Raw genomic sequence first — 16,695 nt, forward strand, 5'->3', positions numbered from 1 at the left:
TGCCAGCGCAGGTATCATGTACGCCAGAGGCACTTTATTCTCACTTTTATGCACACACCTTTACGCTATGGATTCCTGGGCTGCGGCATGATGGGCCAGGAGCATCTGCGCAATATCCAGCTTCTGCCCAACGCCGTAGTGACCGTCATTTTTGAGCCCGACGCCACAATGCGCGCGCGCAGCGCCGCCCTGGTACCGCAGGCCCGGCAGGTGGATTCGCTGGACGCCCTGCTGGCGTCGGACGATCTGGACTGCCTGGTCATCACCAGCCCCAACTTCACCCATGCCGGCCAGCTGCAGACAATTGCCGCGCGCCGCCCCCTACCCTTGCTGGTGGAAAAGCCCGTTTGTACGAACCTGGCCGATGTGGCCGCGCTGCACGCCCTGCGCCAGAGCTACCCCGCGCCGATCTGGGTGGCCATGGAATACCGCTACATGCCGCCCATCGCCACCACGCTGGCCCACACCCATGCGCAAACGCATACCGGCCCGGTGACCCTGTTCAGTCTGCGCGAGCACCGCTTCCCGTTTCTGGAAAAGGTGGGCGACTGGAACCGCTTCAACAAGAACACCGGCGGCACGCTGGTAGAAAAGTGCTGCCATTTCTTCGACCTGATGCGCCTGCTGACCCGCAGCGAGCCGGTGCGCATCTATGCCTCGGCCTCGCAGGCGCACAACCACCTGGATGAGGTGTATGCCGACGGCGTGCCCGACATCCTGGACAACGCCTTTGTGACGGTGGACTTTGCCAACGGCCAGCGCGGCCTGCTGGAGCTGTGCATGTTCGCCGAAGGCTCGCGCTACCAGGAGGAGCTGTGCGTGGTCGGCCGCGACGGCAAGCTCGAATGCTTTGTGCCCGGCCCCACACGCTTCTGGCCCGCCGCGCTAGGCCCAGCGCCCACGCCCAAGGTGGTCATCAGCCCGCGCCATACGCCTGGCCCGCAGGAGCTGGACATCCCCATCGACCCGCGCCTGCTGGAGGCCGGCGACCACAACGGATCGACCTTCTACCAGCACGAGAAGTTCTACCGCGCGGTACGCGGCCAAGGCCCGGTGGAAGTCGGCCTGACTGACGGCCTGAAGGCCGTGGTGATGGGCCTGGCCGCGCAGGAATCGGCGCGCACCGGGCAGGCCATAGACCTGCGCAGCGGGCCTTACGCCATCAGCGCTCTGGATTAAAAAGGCGAGGTGGAGGCCGCGCCGGTCTCCAGCGTGTCCACCGCGAACTGGCCACGCTCAAACACCAGGCCCTTGCCGGGCCGCGAGCCGTAGTGCTCGATCTGACCCAGCAAGATGTCGTGGTCACCGGCCTGCACCGTCTGGTACAGCTTGCAGTCGAACCAGGCCAGGGCCGGCACCAGCTTCAGGCGCTGGCTGTCCAGCCGCACAAATTCACCCGCCGCAAAACGCTCGGCCTGGGTACCACGCGCAAAGGCCTGGGCCAATTCCTGGTGCTCGCTGCCCAGCACGCTGACGGTGTAGCCGCTGCTGCGCACAAAAGCCTCGTGGCTGGCGGCGTTGTGCCGGATATTCCACAGCACCAGGGCCGGGTCCAGCGATACCGCGTTGAACGAGCTGCAGGTCATGCCCCAGTCCTGCCCGTTCCAGTGGGTGGTGACCAGGGTCACACCGGTGGCAAAGCAGCCAAATGCATCGCGCAATGCGCGGTCGGTCGCGGCCTTCATGGCACCTCCACACCGGCGGCCAGGCTGTACAGCTGGTACCAAGTCTCGCGGTCCATGGCGACCTTGAAGGCATCGCCCAGGGCCTGCACGCGGCCCAGGTCGTTGGTGCCCAGCACCGGCACGATGCGCGCCGGGTGGGCCAGCAGCCAGGCCACGGCCACCGCGTCCAGGCCTACGCCGTACTGGCTGGCCAGGCTTTGCAGCAGCGGGCGCACGCGCTGGGCGGCTGCACCGTCACCAAACAGGGCACCACCCGCCAGCGGCGACCAGGCCATGACCGGCTGCTGCCTTTGCTGGTGGTAGGCCAACTGGCCGTTGGTGAACGGGCTTTGTGCCAACAGGCTGAGTTCGATCTGGTTTGTGGCCAGCGGGGTCTGCATGGCCGACTGCAGCAGCTCGCAGTCCCAGGGCTGAAAGTTGGACACGCCCACCGCGCGCACCTTGCCGGACTGCACCAGCTGGTCCAGGCAGGCGCCGGTTTCAGCCGCGTCCATGAAGGGGTCGGGGCGGTGCAGCAACAGCAGGTCGATCACGTCCACGCCAATGTGGCCCAAGGACGCTTCAACCGAAGCGCGGATGTGCGCGGCCGATGTGTCGTAGTGCTTCACCCGGCGCTGCGGGTACTTGGCGAATGTCAGCATGATGCCGCACTTGGTCACGGTCTGCAGCCGGACTTTCAGCTCGGGCGCGGTCTTCAGCGCGGCGCCAAACAGGGCTTCACACTGGTAGTCGCCATAGATGTCAGCGTGGTCAAAGCTGGTAATGCCCTGGTCCAGGCAGGCGTGGACCTTGCGCAAGGTGGCCTGCACCGAGGTATCGGCGCTGTCGGCCAGGCGCCATACGCCATAGACCAAGCGGCTAAGTTCGAGGCCCGAAGCCCCCAAGGCAATGCGTTGCATTAACGACGTTCTCCGAGCCCCAGGGGCGTGTTCGGTGTGGATGGTGGAATGCGCCCGTAGTGTTGCGGCAGCGAAAGCGTTTTCAGGTGGGGCAAGACCTTCTGGCCGAAGATTTCGCATTCGTCCTGGTGCGGGTAGCCCGAGAAAATAAACGCCCGGATACCCATCTTGCGGTAACGCTCTAGTTTACTGAGAACCTGGTCCACACTGCCGACCACCGCCGCGCCGCAGCCGGAGCGGGCCCGGCCAATGCCGGTCCACAGCTGCGGCTCGACAAAACCCTCGGCATCGGATTTTTCGCGATTCTGCGCCTGCAGCGACACGCCAAAGCTCTTCGCGTCCAGCGCGCGGGCGCGGATCTCGGCGCCTTTTTCATCGTCCAGGCGGGACACCAGCTCTTGCGCGTATTCGCGCGCCTCCTGCTCGGTATCGCGCACCACCATATGCACGCGCAGGCCGTAGTCAATCACGCGGCCGTAGTGCTGGGCGCGCTCGTGCACGGCGCGCATGCGCTGGGCCAGCATTTCCTCGGGCTCGGGCCACATCAGGTACACGTCGCAATGCGCGGCGCACAGCTCCACCGCCAGCGGGCTATAGCCGCCGAAGTACAGCAGCGGGCCGCCGTTTTGCTGGTACGGCCGCACCGGGTCGCAGGACAGGCCTTTGAGCTGGTAGATCTGGCCCTCATAGTTGATCTCGTCCTGCGTCCAGGCCTGCTTCAAAATCTCGACCACCTCCCAGGAGCGCTGGTAGCGGTATTCATTGCTGGCGTCCTCGCCGGGAAAGTTAGAGGAGATCACATTCAGCGTCAACCGGCCCTGCAGCATGTGGTCCAGCGTGGCCACGGTGCGCGCCAGCATGGCAGGGTGCAGCTCGCCGCAGCGTATGGCGGCCAGCAGGTTGATGTTGCGCGTCATCGGCGCCACAGCCGAGGCAAAAGTCAGCGTGTCCTGCCCCACCTGGTAGGACGAAGGGCAGAGGATGTTGCGGTAGCCCAGGCGGTCCGCCGTCAGCAGGATGTCGCGGGTGTGTTCCCAGCTGCTGCGCAGGCTGCCATCGGGTACGCCCAGGTAGCGATAGTCGTCCGAACACAGTGGCGCGAACCACGATACCTCGGCTGCGTCCACAGCCTCACTTTTCACCGGCACTACCGCCATACGAACCTCCATGTATTGCGCTTCATCAAATGGACTGCATAATGAATGAATAGTATATGACTTTAGCCTTTTCCACGTGAGCACCAGCAGCCCGGAAACCCTTTTGCCCACGTCCCAGCCGCTGCCGCGCTATCTGCAGGTCAGCGAGATGCTGGGCCGCGAAATCCTGGCCGGCCACTGGCGCGCGGGCGAGCGCATCCCCACCGAGCCGGTGCTGGCCGCATCGCTGGGCGTGGCGGTGGGCACGCTGCGCAAGGCCGTGGCCGAGCTGGAGCAGCGCGGCATGCTGGAGCGGCGCCAAGGCTCGGGCACCTATGTGCGGACACGGGCCGGCCGGGTGAAGAACATCTATGAATTCTTCCGGCTGGAGCTGCTGCAAGGCGGCGGCCTGCCTACGGCGCAGATACTGGCTGTGGACGCTGCCCCGCTGCCCACGGCGCTCATCGCACGCGAGCAACCTGCCTGGCGCAACGGCTGGCGCATACGCCGCCTGCGCGCGCTGAACGGCACGCCGGTGGCGCTGGAAGAAATCTGGATAGACCAGCGCCACGCACTCAGCCCCGCATTGAGCGACGCGCTGTACCAGTTCTACAAAGAGCAACTCGGCTTCTGGATCGCCCGGGTGCAAGACCAACTCTCGGTGGACGCCCTGCCCGCCTGGGCCCCCGCCGCCCTAGGCCTGGAAGCCGGCGCGCCCTGCACTTACATTGAACGCCAAGCCTGGTCGAACAGCCAGGTGGTGGAAGAGGTGTCGCGCACCTGGGTACACCCGCAGCGGGCACGTTACTGCGCACGCTGGCCCTGACACCTTGCTACTGAATCAATAGCTGCCTGTGCAGGCATTACCTGCGCCAGAGGCCGGTTTGGCTTAAATCCACGTCGCAAGGGACAGCCATCGGCCTGACACAGCGCCGGCCAAGCTTTCAGCTAGCTATCACCAAGTGTCGGCGTTTTCTCTGTAACAAAGCCCAGGTGCTGGCAGGCATCATCCACCCATGAATATTTTGTTGGTGGAAGACGACTTGAACCTGGTGGATGCCCTCAGCCGCATGTTGGTGGCGCGCGGCTTTCAGGTCGTTTGCTGTGCCGATGGCCTGGAGGCCTTGGTGATGCTGCGGCAGCGGCAGTTTGATGCGGCCCTGCTGGATTTGACCTTGCCCGGCCTGGATGGCCTGGAGGTGCTGCAGCGCCTGCGCGACGAAGGCTCGCGCCTGCCGGTGCTGGTGATGACCGCCCGCACCGCGGTGGAAGACCGGGTGCTGGGCCTGAACTCGGGTGCCGACGACTACCTGAGCAAACCCTTCGACGTGGAAGAGCTGGTGGCCCGCTTGAAGGCGCTGGTGCGCCGCAGCCTGGGCGTGGAAGACTTCCGCTGCGGTGCCTTGCGCCTGGACCTGGACAAAGGCCGGGTCTTCCGCGGCGCGCTGCCGTTAGAGATGCCGGGGCGCGAACTGGCCCTGCTCAAGGCCTTGATGCTGCACCCCGGCCAGGCCGTGGCCAAGGAGGACTTGCACCAGACCGTGTTCGGCGACGAAGGCCAGGCCGGCTCGGATGCGATCGAGGTGCTGGTACACCGCCTGCGCAAGCGCATCCAGGGCTCGGGCGCCAGCCTGGTCACCTTGCGCGGCGTGGGCTACTACCTGATGGACGACGCGCTTGCCGACAAGCAGGACGCGCCATGAATGCCGGCCCATCCGCTTTCTGGCGGCGCCTGGCAGCCTGGCGGCCCTGGCTGGTAGGCCGCTCCATACGATGGTTTGTATTTGTCTGGGCCGTTGGCCTGCTGCTGGCCCTGGATGCTGCCAGCAGCCTATGGCCGCTGGGGCTGTCTGCCGGGGAATGGTGGGCGTTGAAAACCGGCTTGTTTGCCGCCGCGCTGTGGTGGGTGCTGGGCAAGGCCTTCCGGCCGGCTGTGCTGCTGGGGCAAGACCTGGCCCATCGCCGCGCCGATGACCTGCGCCAGGTGTCCGGCACGCAGCCCATGGAGCTGGAACAGCTGGCCGCCGCCGTCAATGGGTTGATGCAACAGCAGCAAGCCTCGCTGGACCAGCAAAAGAAATTTCTGGCCGATGCCTCGCACCAGCTGCGCACGCCGTTTGCGGTACTGCGTACCCAGCTGCAAGGCGTGATGTCCGGACAACTGGAAACCCGCGAGACCCTGCCCAAAATGCTGGCTACCGTGGACCGGTCCAGCGCATTGGTACGCCAGTTGCTGGCCATGGCCAAGGTGGAGCAGCTGGTGCGCCGCGCCCACTGGACCGAAGTCGACCTGATGGCCGTGGCCCGCGACGTGGTGTTGGAGTTCGCCCCGCTGCTGGCCCGCAAGAAGCTGGACTTCGCGCTGCAGGCGATTCCCGTGCGCCTGCTGACCGACCCCTGGCTGCTGGGCGAAATGGTGCGCAACCTGCTGTCCAATGCCATCCACCACACCCCCAAGGGTGGTGCACTGGGGCTGGTGATACGGGTGCTGCCCAGCGGCACCGAGCTGCTGGTGTGGGACAACGGTGGCGGCATGGACGAGGCTGTGCAATCCCGCCTGTTCGAGCCCTTCCAATCCTCGTCCGGCGCCACAGGTGTGGGTTTGGGCTTGTCGATCTGCCGGCAGATCGCGGTGTCCATGGACGCCACGGTGGACTTGTTCAACCGCGTGCAAGGCGACCGCATCGTGGGGGTGGACGCCGTGGTGCGCTGGCCGCAGGAGCTGTCGCATGGCTAGCGCGGTGCAGTTCCAGGCGGTGGACAAGGTGTTTCCGAACGGCGTGCGGGCACTGAACAATGTGCAGCTGCGCATCCCACCGCGCCAACTGACCACATTGCTCGGCCCATCCGGCTGCGGCAAAACCACCTTGCTGCGCATGGTGGCGGGGCTGGAGCGGCCCACCACAGGCCGGATACACATAGGCGATGTAGACGTGACCGAACTGGACTCGGCACAGCGCCCGATCAGCATGGTGTTTCAAAGCTACGCCTTGTTCCCCCACCTGAATGTGCTGGACAACGTGGGCTATGGGCTGCGCATGCAAAATCTGCCCACGCAGGAATGCGACCACCATGCCATGGAGGCGCTGGAGGCGGTCGGCTTGCAAGCCATTGCTGATAGCAACACCAGCATGCTGTCCGGCGGCCAGCAACAACGCGTGGCCTTGGCCAGAGCCCTGGCCCTGCGCCCCCAGGTGCTATTGCTGGATGAGCCGCTGTCCAACCTGGATGCGGGCTTGCGCCGCCACATCCGCGAGGACATCCGGGCGCTGCAGCAGCGCCTGGGGCTGACGGTGGTCTACGTCACCCACGACCACAACGAAGCCATGGCGGTCAGCGATACGGTGGTCGTCATGCGCGACGGCCAGATCATGCAGATAGGCACGCCACAACAGGTGTACGAGACACCGCACTGCGAATTCGTGGCGGGCTTCATGGGCGATGCCGTGCTGTTCGATGCCGAGGCCGACGCCATCGGCACGGTGCACCTGGGCCCGTTGCGCGTGGGCTCGGGCCTGACGCGGCGCCAAGGCAAGGTGCGCCTGGTCGTGCGGCCACACGCCTGGCGGCTGGAGCCCGCCAGCGGCACCGGCCTGGCCGGCAGGGTGCTGTCGCGTGCCTTTCTGGGCCGCAATACCGAATACCAGGTACTCACCGCCTTGGGCACGTTGCTGGTGCTGGTGCAGGGCGAGGTACAGCCGCGCCAGGTGGACTCGCCCGTCAGCGTGCGTCTGGACACCCAAGGCGTCAGTGTGGTCATGCCCTCGGGCCAGGATGCCACCAACGATCCCTGACGTGGGGGCCATGGGCCCCGCCGTCTTGGCTATTTCAATGTTTTCAATCGGACCCAGGAGGTCCACATACCAGGAGATCCACATGAAAAAAAACAAGTTCTTGATTGCCCCCTTGCTGCTGGCCTTGGGCATGCCAGCCTTTGCCGATGGTGGTGAAGTCAATGTCATTTGCTCGGCCCAGGCAGACTGGTGCAATCTGATCCAGATCACCTTCGGCAAAACCAGTGGCATCAAAGTCAATATGACGCTCAAGGGCTCGGGTGAGGCTCTGGCCCAGATCACGGCAGAACGCGCCAACCCGAAAACCGATCTGTGGTTTGGCGGCACCGGCGACCCGCATTTGTTGGCCGCAGAGCAGAACCTCACCCTGGAATACAAATCCGCCTCCCTGCCCCAGCTCCATACCTGGGCGCAAAAGCAGGCTGAGCAGGCCGGCTACAAGACCGTGGGCGTGTATTCCGGCCCCTTGGGCTTTGCCTACAACACCGAGCTGCTGGCCAAGAAAAAACTGCCCATACCCAAGGTGTGGGCCGATCTGCTGAAGCCCGAGTACAAGGGCGAAATCCAGGTGTCCGACCCGCGCGCCAGTGGCACGGCCTACACCATGATTGCCACCCTGGTGCAGCTCATGGGTGAAGACAAGGCTTTTGAATACCTGGCGGCGCTGCACAAAAACGTCAGCACCTATCCGCGCTCCGGCGTAGGGCCGATCAAGGCTGTTGCACGTGGCGAAGCCGCCGTATCCATCAGCTTTGTGCACGATGCCCCTGGCGAAAAGGCCCAGGGCTTCCCGGTCGAGGCCATCACACCAGCGGACGGCACGGGGGCCGAGATCGGCTCCATGTCCTTGATCAAGGGCGCGCGCAATCTGGACAACGCCAAGAAGCTCTACGAGTGGGCCTTGACGCCGGGCGCGCAGCAATTCGGCGTGGCTTCCAAGCAGTTCCAGCTGCCGTCCAACAAGAGCACAGCAGCCGACCCGCGCATCCCTGATTTCAAGAAGATCAAGCTGATTGACTACGACTACGCCAAGTACGGCCAGGCAGCAGTGCGGCGCCAGTTGATCCTGAACTGGGAACGCAAGGTCTTCAACCAGGCCAAGTAAGCCCGTATCGGCGAGCCCCACCCGGGGCCGCCGATGCCGCCCTGCAGCGCAGCCCATCCATCTCCACAGATCTCCCTCTATGCCAGTCCAATTTACAGAACGAACCCAGCGTGCGATATACGCCTGGGTGCTCATAGGCCTTGCCGCCTACCTAGTCTTGCCGTGGTACTTCTTGCAGAGCGGATCACTGCTCTCGGCCCTGCCCGGGCTCTTCTCCGAACAGGTCAGCGCCAACGGTGTGACGCAGGCCGCCATCCATGGCCGCGCCTGGCTCTGGACCGGCTTTGTCGGCCTGCTGATCGCCGGCATCGGCGCCGTGCTGCCCGCAAGCCGGCGCCAGGGTGGCGTACTGATTGCCGGTGCCCTGGTCGGCCTGCTGGGGCTGGGCATCAGCGGCTTCACCATCGGTGCCGTGGGCTGGTCGTTTGAGTGGCTGAATGCTGCGCTGGGCAGTTTGCCGCAAGGGCAGTTTGGCATGGGCTGGGGCGCGTTCCTGGTCTTGGTCTGCCTGGTGATGTTGCTGGGCTCGGGCATTGCACGCCTGGGCTATTTCCGTGGCGATGTGTTTGTGGCGGCCACGGTGGTGGGCTGCACCGCACTGCTGTGCTTGTTCGTGGTGTTTCCCGTGGCCAAGTCGCTGGCCGCGGCCTTTTATACCGAAGAGGGCAACTTTGCCTTGGCGGCCGTATGGGACCGCATCGGCACCGAACGTGTATGGGGCCTGGCCTGCCTGCACAGCAGCAGCCATTGCGGCGTGGCCTGGAACACCTTGTATCTGGCTTTGCTGACGGCAGCCGGCACTACGGCGCTGGGCACCATGATTGCGCTGATCTCCGAGCGCGGCACCGACAAGCGCATCCAGAAACCGCTGGGCGCTCTGGCCATGCTGCCCATCATCACGCCACCCTTTGTGGTGGGGCTGGGTTTAATACTGCTGTTTGGCCGTGCGGGCATCGTCAACCAGTTGCTGGAATGGTCGATGGGCGTCGTGCCTTCGCGCTGGTTCTACGGTGTGTTTGGCGTGTGGCTGGCCCAGTTGTTCGCCTTCACCCCGATTGCCTACATGATCATGCGCGGCGTGGTGCAAGGCATCAGCCCGTCGCTGGAAGAAGCCGCGCAAACACTGCGCGCCAGCCGCATGAAGACCTTCACCACCGTGACCCTGCCGCTGCTGGCGCCGGGCCTGGCGAATGCCTTTCTGGTGGGCTTCATTGAAAGCATTGCCGACTTCGGCAACCCCATCCTGCTGGGTGGCGACTATGCGGTGCTGTCCACCGACATCTTCTTTGCCATCGTCGGCGCCTCATTGGACCAGGGCATGGCAGCCGCACTGGCACTGGTGCTGACGGTGTTTGCATTGACCGTGTTCTTCGTCCAGCGGCGCATTCTGGGCAGCACCAGCTTCACCACGGTGTCGGGCAAAGGCGATGCGGGCGTGCCCATGGAGTTGCCCACCCTGGTACGCCGCGTCTGCACCTGGGTGGCCGGCCCCTGGCTGGCCTTCACGGTGGTGGTGTATCTGTTCGCCTTTGCGGGCGGCTTCGTCAAGATCTGGGGGCGCGACTACAGCCTGACCCTGATGCATTTCAAGACCGCATTCGATGTGCAGATGGGCGAACATGGCCTGGTCTGGGCCGGCACGGCCTGGAGCTCGCTGTTCACCACCATCACGCTGGCCGCCATCGCCGCACCGATCTGCGCCAGCATCGGCTTGCTGATTGCCTGGCTGCTGGCCCGCACCGAGTTCCGGGGCAAGGGCTTGTTTGAGTTCTCTGCACTGCTGACCTTTGCGATCCCCGGCACGGTGCTGGGCGTCAGCTACATCCTGGCCTTCAACGTGCCGCCGGTCGAGCTCACCGGCACCGGCCTGGTGATCGTGCTGTGCTTTGTGTTCCGCAACCTGCCGGTGGGCGTGCGGGCTGGCACCGCGTCCTTCAAGCAGTTGGACAAGTCGCTGGACGAAGCCTCGGTGATGCTGCGCGCCAGCAGCATGACCACGCTGCGCCGGGTAGTGCTGCCGCTGCTGAAGCCGGCCCTGGTGGCCGCGCTGGTCTACAGCTTTGTGCGCTCCATGACCACCGTGTCGGCCGTCATCTTCCTGGTCACAGCCGAGTACGAACTGGCCACCACCTACATCATTGGCCGGGTCGGCAACGGCGACTACGGGGTCGCGCTGGCCTACTGCACGGTGCTGATTCTGCTGATGTCCCTGGTCACGGCCTTGATCCAGTTTTTTGTCGGTGAACGCAAGCTCGGCCGCCGCCGCGTGGGCGCCAACAAGTAGCCCATGGCTACCGCCCCCCTCCATACCCACCCAACACACCAAGGAATATTCCACATGACCCAAGCAGGCATTGAATTCAAGAACGTAGGCAAACGCTATGGCGGCGAGCGCTCGCCACTGGTCGTCAAAGGCATCAGCTTCACGGTACCCAAGGGCACGTTGACCACGATACTGGGCCCCTCCGGCTGCGGTAAAACCACCACGCTGCGCATGATCGCCGGCCTCGAAACGCCCAGCTCCGGCCAGATCTTCATCGACGGCCGCGACGTGACCCATCTCGGCCCGGCCGAGCGCAACGTCAGCATGGTGTTCCAGAGCTATGCGCTGTTCCCGCACATGAGCGTGCTGGAGAACGTGGGCTACGGCCTGAGCGTGAGCGGCATCAAACCCGCCGAAATTCTGGAGCGTGCCCACGCAGCCATGTCCGCCGTGGGGCTCAATGGCTACGACGACCGCCTGCCCAGCGAGCTGTCGGGTGGGCAACAGCAACGGGTGGCGGTAGCCCGGGCCCTGGTGCTCGAGCCCTCGGTGCTGCTGTTTGACGAACCTTTATCCAACCTGGACGCCCGGCTGCGGCGCTCCATGCGGGAAGAAATCCGCGGACTGCAGCAGCGCCTGGGCCTGACCGTGGCCTATGTGACGCACGACCAGAGCGAGGCCCTGGCGGTCAGCGACCAGATCATCGTCATGGACCAGGGCCTGGTGGCGCAGGCGGGTACGCCTTCGGACCTGTACGAACGCCCCTGCAGCGAATTCGTTGCCGGCTTCATGGGCGAAGCCATGCTGTTCCCAGGCCAGGCGTTTACAGATGGCAGCGTGCAAGTAGGCGCGTTGCGCCTGAACGCGCTCCACCCGGTGAAGCCGGGGCCCATCAAAGCCGCCATACGGCCTGAAGCCTGGACGGTTGGACTGCCCAGCGACGGCGGGCTGGCAGGCGTGATCGCCAAGAAAGCCTATCTGGGCAGCATCTACGAGCTGACGGTGGACACCGGCCTGGGCCCTATCTTTGTGGTTTCGTCGGACATCGTGTCGGACTGGAAGCTGGGTGATGCCGTGTCCCTGAGTCTGCCCGCCCGCGGCATCTCGGTCGTACCCGCCTGACGGCGCCAGCACACATCGGCTGAACATGCTTTATCCACGCCGGCGCACCATCGCGGCTTTGGCCGCCTGCCTATCTGCACTGCTGTTGCCGGTACCGGCGCAGTCCAAACCGTCTACGGGCTTGGTGTTTGGCCTGATATCGCCCAGGGCCTCGGACGAAACGCGAGCGCATTGGGAGCCGTTCGTGAAACGCCTGGGCCTGGCCGTCCAGCAAGCGATACAGCTCAAGATTTACGAAAGCCAGAGCGATATCGTCCAGGCCTTCATTGCCGGCGAAATCGACATTGCCTGGATGGGCAATTTCCCGGCGCTGGAGATCGTGGAAAGTGGTGTGGGCGAAATATTTGCCCAAATGGTCACGCAAGACGAAAGCGTTGGCTACAAGTCCATCTTGGTGGCGCAACGCGATAGCCCCGTGCAGACGCTGGAACAGGTGCTGCAGCAGGCCAAAAACCTGCGATTCGGTGACGGCGATGCCAAAAGCACCTCCGGCTATCTGGTGCCGCTGTACTTCGCGTTCCATAAAAGCGGAATCAACAACCCCAAGGCAATCTTCCGCTCCGTGGAAGTCGGCAGCCACCAGCAAAACCTGAAGAAAGTGGCCCAAGGGGAGGTCGATGTAGCCACGGCCAACAACGAGGAGCTGGCCTTTTTCCAACGCGACTTTCCAGCCTTGGCGCGCAAGCTGAAGCTTGTCTGGGAATCCCCGCTCATACCGCAGTCTCCCCTGCTCTGGAAAAGCCATCTGCCGCCGGACTTGAAGAAAGCCATCCAGAAATTCGTGATCGGCTTTGGCGCCAACCCTGCGGAGAAACAGATCCTGCTGGCCGTCAATGGTTTGTCCAGATTCAGGCTCTCCAGCAACCGGCAACTGGTACCCATCGCGGACCTGGAAATGTTCAAGACCCGCCAGGCCATTGAAAACGACAAGACACAGTCCAACGGTGAGCGCCAACAGCGCATCAACGCGGCCATTGAACGCGGCTCCCACCTGGAACTCCGCCTCAAACAGATCAACCCCTAGGCTCTGCCAACCAGGAAACACCGCGATGTCCTCTGCACACACCTCTTACTCCTCGATTGCGCGCCGCCTGGGGCTTGGCTTTGCGGCCGTTCTGGCACTTTTACTGACGGTCGCGGTGGTCAGCGGGCTGGGCATGCAGAGCATGGCCCAGCAGCTGGACCGCATCACCGAAGTGAACGCCAACAAGATCCGGCTGGCCCGGGACTTGATGGACAACATCAACGCCCTAGCCTTGCACGTGCGCAATGTCACCTTGTTCACCGACATGCAGCAGATCGACTCCGAAGTCAAACAAGTCGCCGAGGCCAAGTCGCGTTATGAGCAGACGCAGTCACACTTGGTCGCCGCCATGGCCACAGACGGGGAAAAAGCCGCCCTGCAAGAAGTTGTGCAGATCAGCCAGCAAGCACTCCCCTTGATCGACCAGGCCGTGAACCAAGGCAGCAGCGGCGACAGCACGGCGGCAGTCACCACCCTGACCAGCAAGGTGCAGCAAGAAGAAACGCTGTGGCGCCAAAAGGTGGCCCTGCTGGTGGATTTGCAGGACCAACTCTCTCTGGACGCATCCAGTCTGGCAAAAACCCATCAACGCCATACGCTGATCACCATGCTGGCCCTGGTAGTGGTGTCGCTGGCTCTGGGCGGCGTGATTTCTTGGCGCATCACGCTCAGCGTGACAGCGCCTATCCAACGTGCAGTAGTGGTAGCCGAGCGGATTGCCCAATGCGATCTGACATCCTCCATCGATGTCAGCAGCGCAGACGAAACGGGGCGCTTGCTGGAGGCCATTCGTTTGATGCAAGACCGCATGAAGTCGCTGGTGAGTGAAATTTCGCACTCCGCAGACTCCATTCAAAACGCAAGTTCGGAGGTGGCCATCGGCACCCAGGATTTAAGCATCCGGACCGAGCAGACCTCCAGCAACCTGCAGCATGCCGCCGCGTCCATGGCCGAGCTGACCGACACAGTACGCCTGAGCGTGGACGCTGCCCACAGCGCCAATCAGTTGGCAAGCTCCGCGGCTACGCTGGCTGCTCGGGGCGGGTCGGCGGTGCTGCGCGTGGTCTCCACCATGGACGACATCCAAGCCAGCTCCCGCAAGATATCCGACATCACCAGCGTGATTGACGGCATAGCGTTCCAAACGAATATCCTGGCGCTCAATGCGGCTGTGGAGGCGGCCCGCGCTGGCGAACAAGGGCGGGGGTTTGCCGTGGTCGCCAGCGAGGTACGCAATCTTGCGGGACGCGCGGCGGAAGCAGCCAAAGAGATCAAGGGGCTCATTGCCGCTTCGGTGGAGAAGGTGCAAACGGGCACCACTCTGGTGGGCGACGCGGGTCACGCCATGCAGGACATCGTTGATTCCGTGCAGCGCGTCTCTCACATGATTGGCGAAATTTCAGCCTCGTCCAGCGCACAATCCGCGGGTATTGAACTCGTCAATGGAGCGGTAGCTCAGCTGGACCAGATGACGCAGCAAAACGCCGCGCTGGTAGAACAGTCCGCAGCGGCGGCCGAGTCCCTGCAAGAGCAGGCCCGCCACCTGACACGCATGGTGGGGCAGTTTCATCTTGGCGGCGAGTCCCATGCCCACCGCCCTGTACTGGCTCGTCTGGCGGCACCGGGTTGAAGCGCGCAATCGCAAATGCTATTTAATTAATAGCTGCCAGCGCAGCTAATATCTGCGCTAGAGCCATTTTTCTCATATGTCGTGCTCTGGCAGATGTGAAAGGAGCCGACGCGTTTCTTCGGGGTAGTCTTGGCTTTTGTGGCGATTACCGTAGTATCGAACCACATGGATGCCAAGCATCCCAACGGAGACAAACGATGACACGTGTTCGCGTTGAAGGCGTCACTATCTCGCTAGACGGATACGGCGCTGGTCCGCAGCAGGACATCCACAACCCACTGGGGTTGGGCGGAACCGAACTGCACCAATGGCTGCTCCCTACCCGCACATTCCAGCGCGCCCTGTTCGGCAATGACGACGGCACGACCGGGGTGGACGAGGACTTCGCCGCCCGTGGCTTTCAAAACGTGGGGGCCTGGATTCTGGGACGGAATATGTTCGGCCCCATCCGTGGCGCCTGGCCGGACAACGACTGGAAGGGCTGGTGGGGAGACAGCCCGCCATACCACGTGCCCGTCTTCATCCTGACCCACCATGCGCGCGCGTCCATCACGATGCAAGGCGGCACGACCTTCCACTTCGTCACCGGCGGCATCCACGAAGCGCTCACCCGCGCACGCGAGGCGGCTGCCGGCAAGGACGTGCGGATCGGCGGTGGGCCAGACACCATTCGTCAGTATCTGCGTGAGGGCCTGATCGACGAACTGCACATCGCCATAACGCCGGTCCTGCTCGGCCGTGGCGAAGCGCTGTTCGCAGGTCTGGACTTGCGGAGCCTGGGGTACGTATGCGTTGAATCCGTGGCGTCGGAGAAAGCCACGCATGTCGTGCTGCGGCGCTTAAGCACTCACTGAAAGCGATGTCTCTGACAAGCCGCAGTTTTGGCTCGCACGTCGGTACCAGTTTTTCGAAATTTGCATTGCCGCTTTCGAGATTGGCGAAGGACGGGAATGGGCGTGGAAACCTGCTTCTACCAGGGAAAGGGGATGCTGGTCTTAACCACTTCGGCACATAGCCTAAAGTTACGCTTCCACCCAAAAAACATCCCGAATAATGATTCACCTCACCGATAAACAAGCATATCTCGCGATGTTCGCATTTCTGGAACAACAGTTTCGCACGACGGGCTCAGGCGATATTGGTGGACTTTTAGGAGCACTGAGCTTACTTCCCGACGGTATCCCTGTCGATACGGCCCACATATCTGAATGGAATATGGCTGTTGCTGCTGCTTTGGCTGGCGATGTGAATGCGACCTTTACCGCAAAAACATAGCTTCGCGAGTACCTAATTGAACATGGCAATGACGGCCCCTGGCCGCATTTTGCCTTTCATATCAAAACTAAAAGATCAAATCAACGTAAGTGGCTCCAAAAACGACGGAGCCAAGATTTGTTGCCTTCGCACGCAATCGAATTTGCTCCGGGAGATTCTCAGCAACAGCTGGTCGAACCGGTATCGCTTGTAGTTCATAGCGCTCAACGGCTTCGCGCTTGGTGCGATGTACATCCCGCCAATCGTATGAAAATAATCCGCGCTTAGCGAAAGCAATGAAGTCGGCAGGTCGAGGCACGTCAACCAGTAGCGTGCACTCGGAGATTTCTTCCAGCGATTGCAACATCTCCTCTGCATCTGGAGCTGACGGTAGAGCGCTAATGGGGATTGGCCCTTCACCACCCGTAGTGAAAACTGCTATTTGCCCGATTGAATCAACAGCCAACCAAGAAGCGTCCACGCCCTGAAATTCACCAGAAGTCATCCCGTCTCTTTCCAAATTCAGATACTAAATTTCCGCTATTTGCCGACTACAGCCGCCTCTCGCAAGGATTGATGCACTCATGGGCTGAGTGTATTTAACCTCAGCCATGGCGACAGTGTCATCACCTGGATGTTGAAATTCACCTGCGTCAAACGCTTGGTAAACCGCAAACCAGACATCCGAACCGACCAGCTCGAACATTGGAGACGTTGGAGTACATGCGATGCAGAAAAGTGCATTTGTTTTGAGACAGTGCGCCAAAAATGTCGTCGAAGTTA

16 protein-coding genes are annotated in these 16,695 nt (G+C 62.8%); 12 read left to right on the forward strand and 4 right to left on the reverse strand.

Features of this window, described 5'->3' with window-relative positions:
* Positions 1-48: 48 nt before the first annotated feature.
* Entirely contained in the window at positions 49-1,179 is a 1,131-nt protein-coding gene (locus tag AC07O2_RS12125) for a Gfo/Idh/MocA family protein (RefSeq protein WP_495075996.1), read from the forward strand.
* Here the strand turns inward: AC07O2_RS12125 and AC07O2_RS12130 are convergent.
* From AC07O2_RS12130 to AC07O2_RS12140, 3 genes are read right to left on the reverse strand one after another with little or no spacing between them, the layout of a single operon-like run.
* Positions 1,176-1,685 carry a flavin reductase family protein gene (locus AC07O2_RS12130; protein ID WP_495075997.1) on the reverse strand — a complete coding sequence of 170 codons (510 nt, stop codon included), beginning with the start codon at positions 1,683-1,685 and terminating at the stop codon, positions 1,176-1,178. The genes AC07O2_RS12125 and AC07O2_RS12130 overlap by 4 nt on opposite strands.
* The gene (locus AC07O2_RS12135; protein ID WP_495075998.1) at positions 1,682-2,584 is read right to left on the reverse strand and encodes an aldo/keto reductase; all 903 of its coding nucleotides are present in this window, start codon (positions 2,582-2,584) and stop codon (positions 1,682-1,684) included. The genes AC07O2_RS12130 and AC07O2_RS12135 overlap by 4 nt, the downstream gene beginning before the upstream one ends.
* Entirely contained in the window at positions 2,584-3,753 is a 1,170-nt protein-coding gene (locus AC07O2_RS12140) for an LLM class flavin-dependent oxidoreductase (RefSeq protein ID WP_495075999.1), read from the reverse strand. The genes AC07O2_RS12135 and AC07O2_RS12140 overlap by 1 nt, the downstream gene beginning before the upstream one ends.
* A 91-nt stretch (positions 3,754-3,844) precedes the next feature.
* On the opposite strand from AC07O2_RS12140, the gene AC07O2_RS12145 reads away from it, so the two are divergent.
* The 11 genes from AC07O2_RS12145 to AC07O2_RS12195 all read left to right on the forward strand — a co-directional run bounded on the left by AC07O2_RS12145 (position 3,845) and on the right by AC07O2_RS12195 (position 15,933).
* Positions 3,845-4,546, forward strand: a complete 702-nt coding sequence (locus AC07O2_RS12145) for a GntR family transcriptional regulator (protein ID WP_495076000.1) — start codon at positions 3,845-3,847, stop codon at positions 4,544-4,546.
* A gap of 190 nt (positions 4,547-4,736) precedes the next feature.
* Positions 4,737-5,423 carry a response regulator transcription factor gene (locus AC07O2_RS12150; protein ID WP_310376146.1) on the forward strand — a complete coding sequence of 229 codons (687 nt, stop codon included), beginning with the start codon at positions 4,737-4,739 and terminating at the stop codon, positions 5,421-5,423.
* A complete protein-coding gene (locus AC07O2_RS12155; RefSeq protein ID WP_495076001.1) occupies positions 5,420-6,457 on the forward strand; it encodes a sensor histidine kinase in 1,038 nt (345 codons plus the stop codon). The genes AC07O2_RS12150 and AC07O2_RS12155 overlap by 4 nt, the downstream gene beginning before the upstream one ends.
* On the forward strand, positions 6,450-7,514 hold the full coding sequence (locus tag AC07O2_RS12160) for an ABC transporter ATP-binding protein (protein WP_495076002.1): 1,065 nt from the start codon (positions 6,450-6,452) through the stop codon (positions 7,512-7,514). The genes AC07O2_RS12155 and AC07O2_RS12160 overlap by 8 nt, the downstream gene beginning before the upstream one ends.
* An 82-nt stretch (positions 7,515-7,596) precedes the next feature.
* Positions 7,597-8,619, forward strand: coding sequence for an ABC transporter substrate-binding protein (locus tag AC07O2_RS12165; protein WP_495076003.1), 1,023 nt, complete (start codon positions 7,597-7,599; stop codon positions 8,617-8,619).
* A 79-nt stretch (positions 8,620-8,698) separates the two neighbouring features.
* Positions 8,699-10,903: an ABC transporter permease gene (locus AC07O2_RS12170; RefSeq protein WP_495076004.1), complete on the forward strand. Its 2,205-nt coding sequence runs from the start codon at positions 8,699-8,701 to the stop codon at positions 10,901-10,903.
* Between the two features lie 54 nt (positions 10,904-10,957).
* Positions 10,958-12,004 (forward strand): ABC transporter ATP-binding protein, encoded by a 1,047-nt coding sequence (locus AC07O2_RS12175; protein WP_495076005.1) that lies wholly within the window; start codon positions 10,958-10,960, stop codon positions 12,002-12,004.
* A gap of 25 nt (positions 12,005-12,029) precedes the next feature.
* Positions 12,030-13,028 (forward strand): phosphate/phosphite/phosphonate ABC transporter substrate-binding protein, encoded by a 999-nt coding sequence (gene phnD / locus AC07O2_RS12180; RefSeq protein WP_495076006.1) that lies wholly within the window; start codon positions 12,030-12,032, stop codon positions 13,026-13,028.
* A gap of 25 nt (positions 13,029-13,053) precedes the next feature.
* Positions 13,054-14,658 carry a methyl-accepting chemotaxis protein gene (locus tag AC07O2_RS12185; RefSeq protein ID WP_495076007.1) on the forward strand — a complete coding sequence of 535 codons (1,605 nt, stop codon included), beginning with the start codon at positions 13,054-13,056 and terminating at the stop codon, positions 14,656-14,658.
* Positions 14,659-14,855: 197 nt separating this feature from the next.
* Positions 14,856-15,512: a dihydrofolate reductase family protein gene (locus AC07O2_RS12190; protein ID WP_495076008.1), complete on the forward strand. Its 657-nt coding sequence runs from the start codon at positions 14,856-14,858 to the stop codon at positions 15,510-15,512.
* 199 nt (positions 15,513-15,711) lie between these two features.
* The gene (locus tag AC07O2_RS12195) at positions 15,712-15,933 is read left to right on the forward strand and encodes a hypothetical protein (protein ID WP_495076009.1); all 222 of its coding nucleotides are present in this window, start codon (positions 15,712-15,714) and stop codon (positions 15,931-15,933) included.
* A 67-nt stretch (positions 15,934-16,000) separates the two neighbouring features.
* Here AC07O2_RS12195 and AC07O2_RS12200 read toward each other — a convergent pair whose 3' ends face one another.
* On the reverse strand, positions 16,001-16,417 hold the full coding sequence (locus tag AC07O2_RS12200; protein ID WP_495076010.1) for a hypothetical protein: 417 nt from the start codon (positions 16,415-16,417) through the stop codon (positions 16,001-16,003).
* Positions 16,418-16,695: the final 278 nt, after the last annotated feature.

Source organism: Rhodoferax sp. GW821-FHT10B06 (genome assembly GCF_059415605.1).

Bases quoted from the DNA above. Each gene is read 5' to 3' on its own strand.
- AC07O2_RS12175 (WP_495076005.1), top strand. From the start codon at position 10,958: ATGACCCAAGCAGGCATTGAATTCAAGAACGTAGGCAAACGCTATGGC.
- AC07O2_RS12170 (WP_495076004.1), top strand. From the start codon at position 8,699: ATGCCAGTCCAATTTACAGAACGAACCCAGCGTGCGATATACGCCTGG.
- AC07O2_RS12160 (WP_495076002.1), top strand. From the start codon at position 6,450: ATGGCTAGCGCGGTGCAGTTCCAGGCGGTGGACAAGGTGTTTCCGAAC.
- AC07O2_RS12125 (WP_495075996.1), top strand. From the start codon at position 49: ATGCACACACCTTTACGCTATGGATTCCTGGGCTGCGGCATGATGGGC.
- AC07O2_RS12155 (WP_495076001.1), top strand. From the start codon at position 5,420: ATGAATGCCGGCCCATCCGCTTTCTGGCGGCGCCTGGCAGCCTGGCGG.
- AC07O2_RS12130 (WP_495075997.1), bottom strand. From the start codon at position 1,685: ATGAAGGCCGCGACCGACCGCGCATTGCGCGATGCATTTGGCTGCTTT.
- AC07O2_RS12135 (WP_495075998.1), bottom strand. From the start codon at position 2,584: ATGCAACGCATTGCCTTGGGGGCTTCGGGCCTCGAACTTAGCCGCTTG.
- phnD (WP_495076006.1), top strand. From the start codon at position 12,030: ATGCTTTATCCACGCCGGCGCACCATCGCGGCTTTGGCCGCCTGCCTA.
- AC07O2_RS12185 (WP_495076007.1), top strand. From the start codon at position 13,054: ATGTCCTCTGCACACACCTCTTACTCCTCGATTGCGCGCCGCCTGGGG.
- AC07O2_RS12195 (WP_495076009.1), top strand. From the start codon at position 15,712: ATGATTCACCTCACCGATAAACAAGCATATCTCGCGATGTTCGCATTT.
- AC07O2_RS12140 (WP_495075999.1), bottom strand. From the start codon at position 3,753: ATGGAGGTTCGTATGGCGGTAGTGCCGGTGAAAAGTGAGGCTGTGGAC.
- AC07O2_RS12190 (WP_495076008.1), top strand. From the start codon at position 14,856: ATGACACGTGTTCGCGTTGAAGGCGTCACTATCTCGCTAGACGGATAC.
- AC07O2_RS12150 (WP_310376146.1), top strand. From the start codon at position 4,737: ATGAATATTTTGTTGGTGGAAGACGACTTGAACCTGGTGGATGCCCTC.
- AC07O2_RS12165 (WP_495076003.1), top strand. From the start codon at position 7,597: ATGAAAAAAAACAAGTTCTTGATTGCCCCCTTGCTGCTGGCCTTGGGC.
- AC07O2_RS12200 (WP_495076010.1), bottom strand. From the start codon at position 16,417: ATGACTTCTGGTGAATTTCAGGGCGTGGACGCTTCTTGGTTGGCTGTT.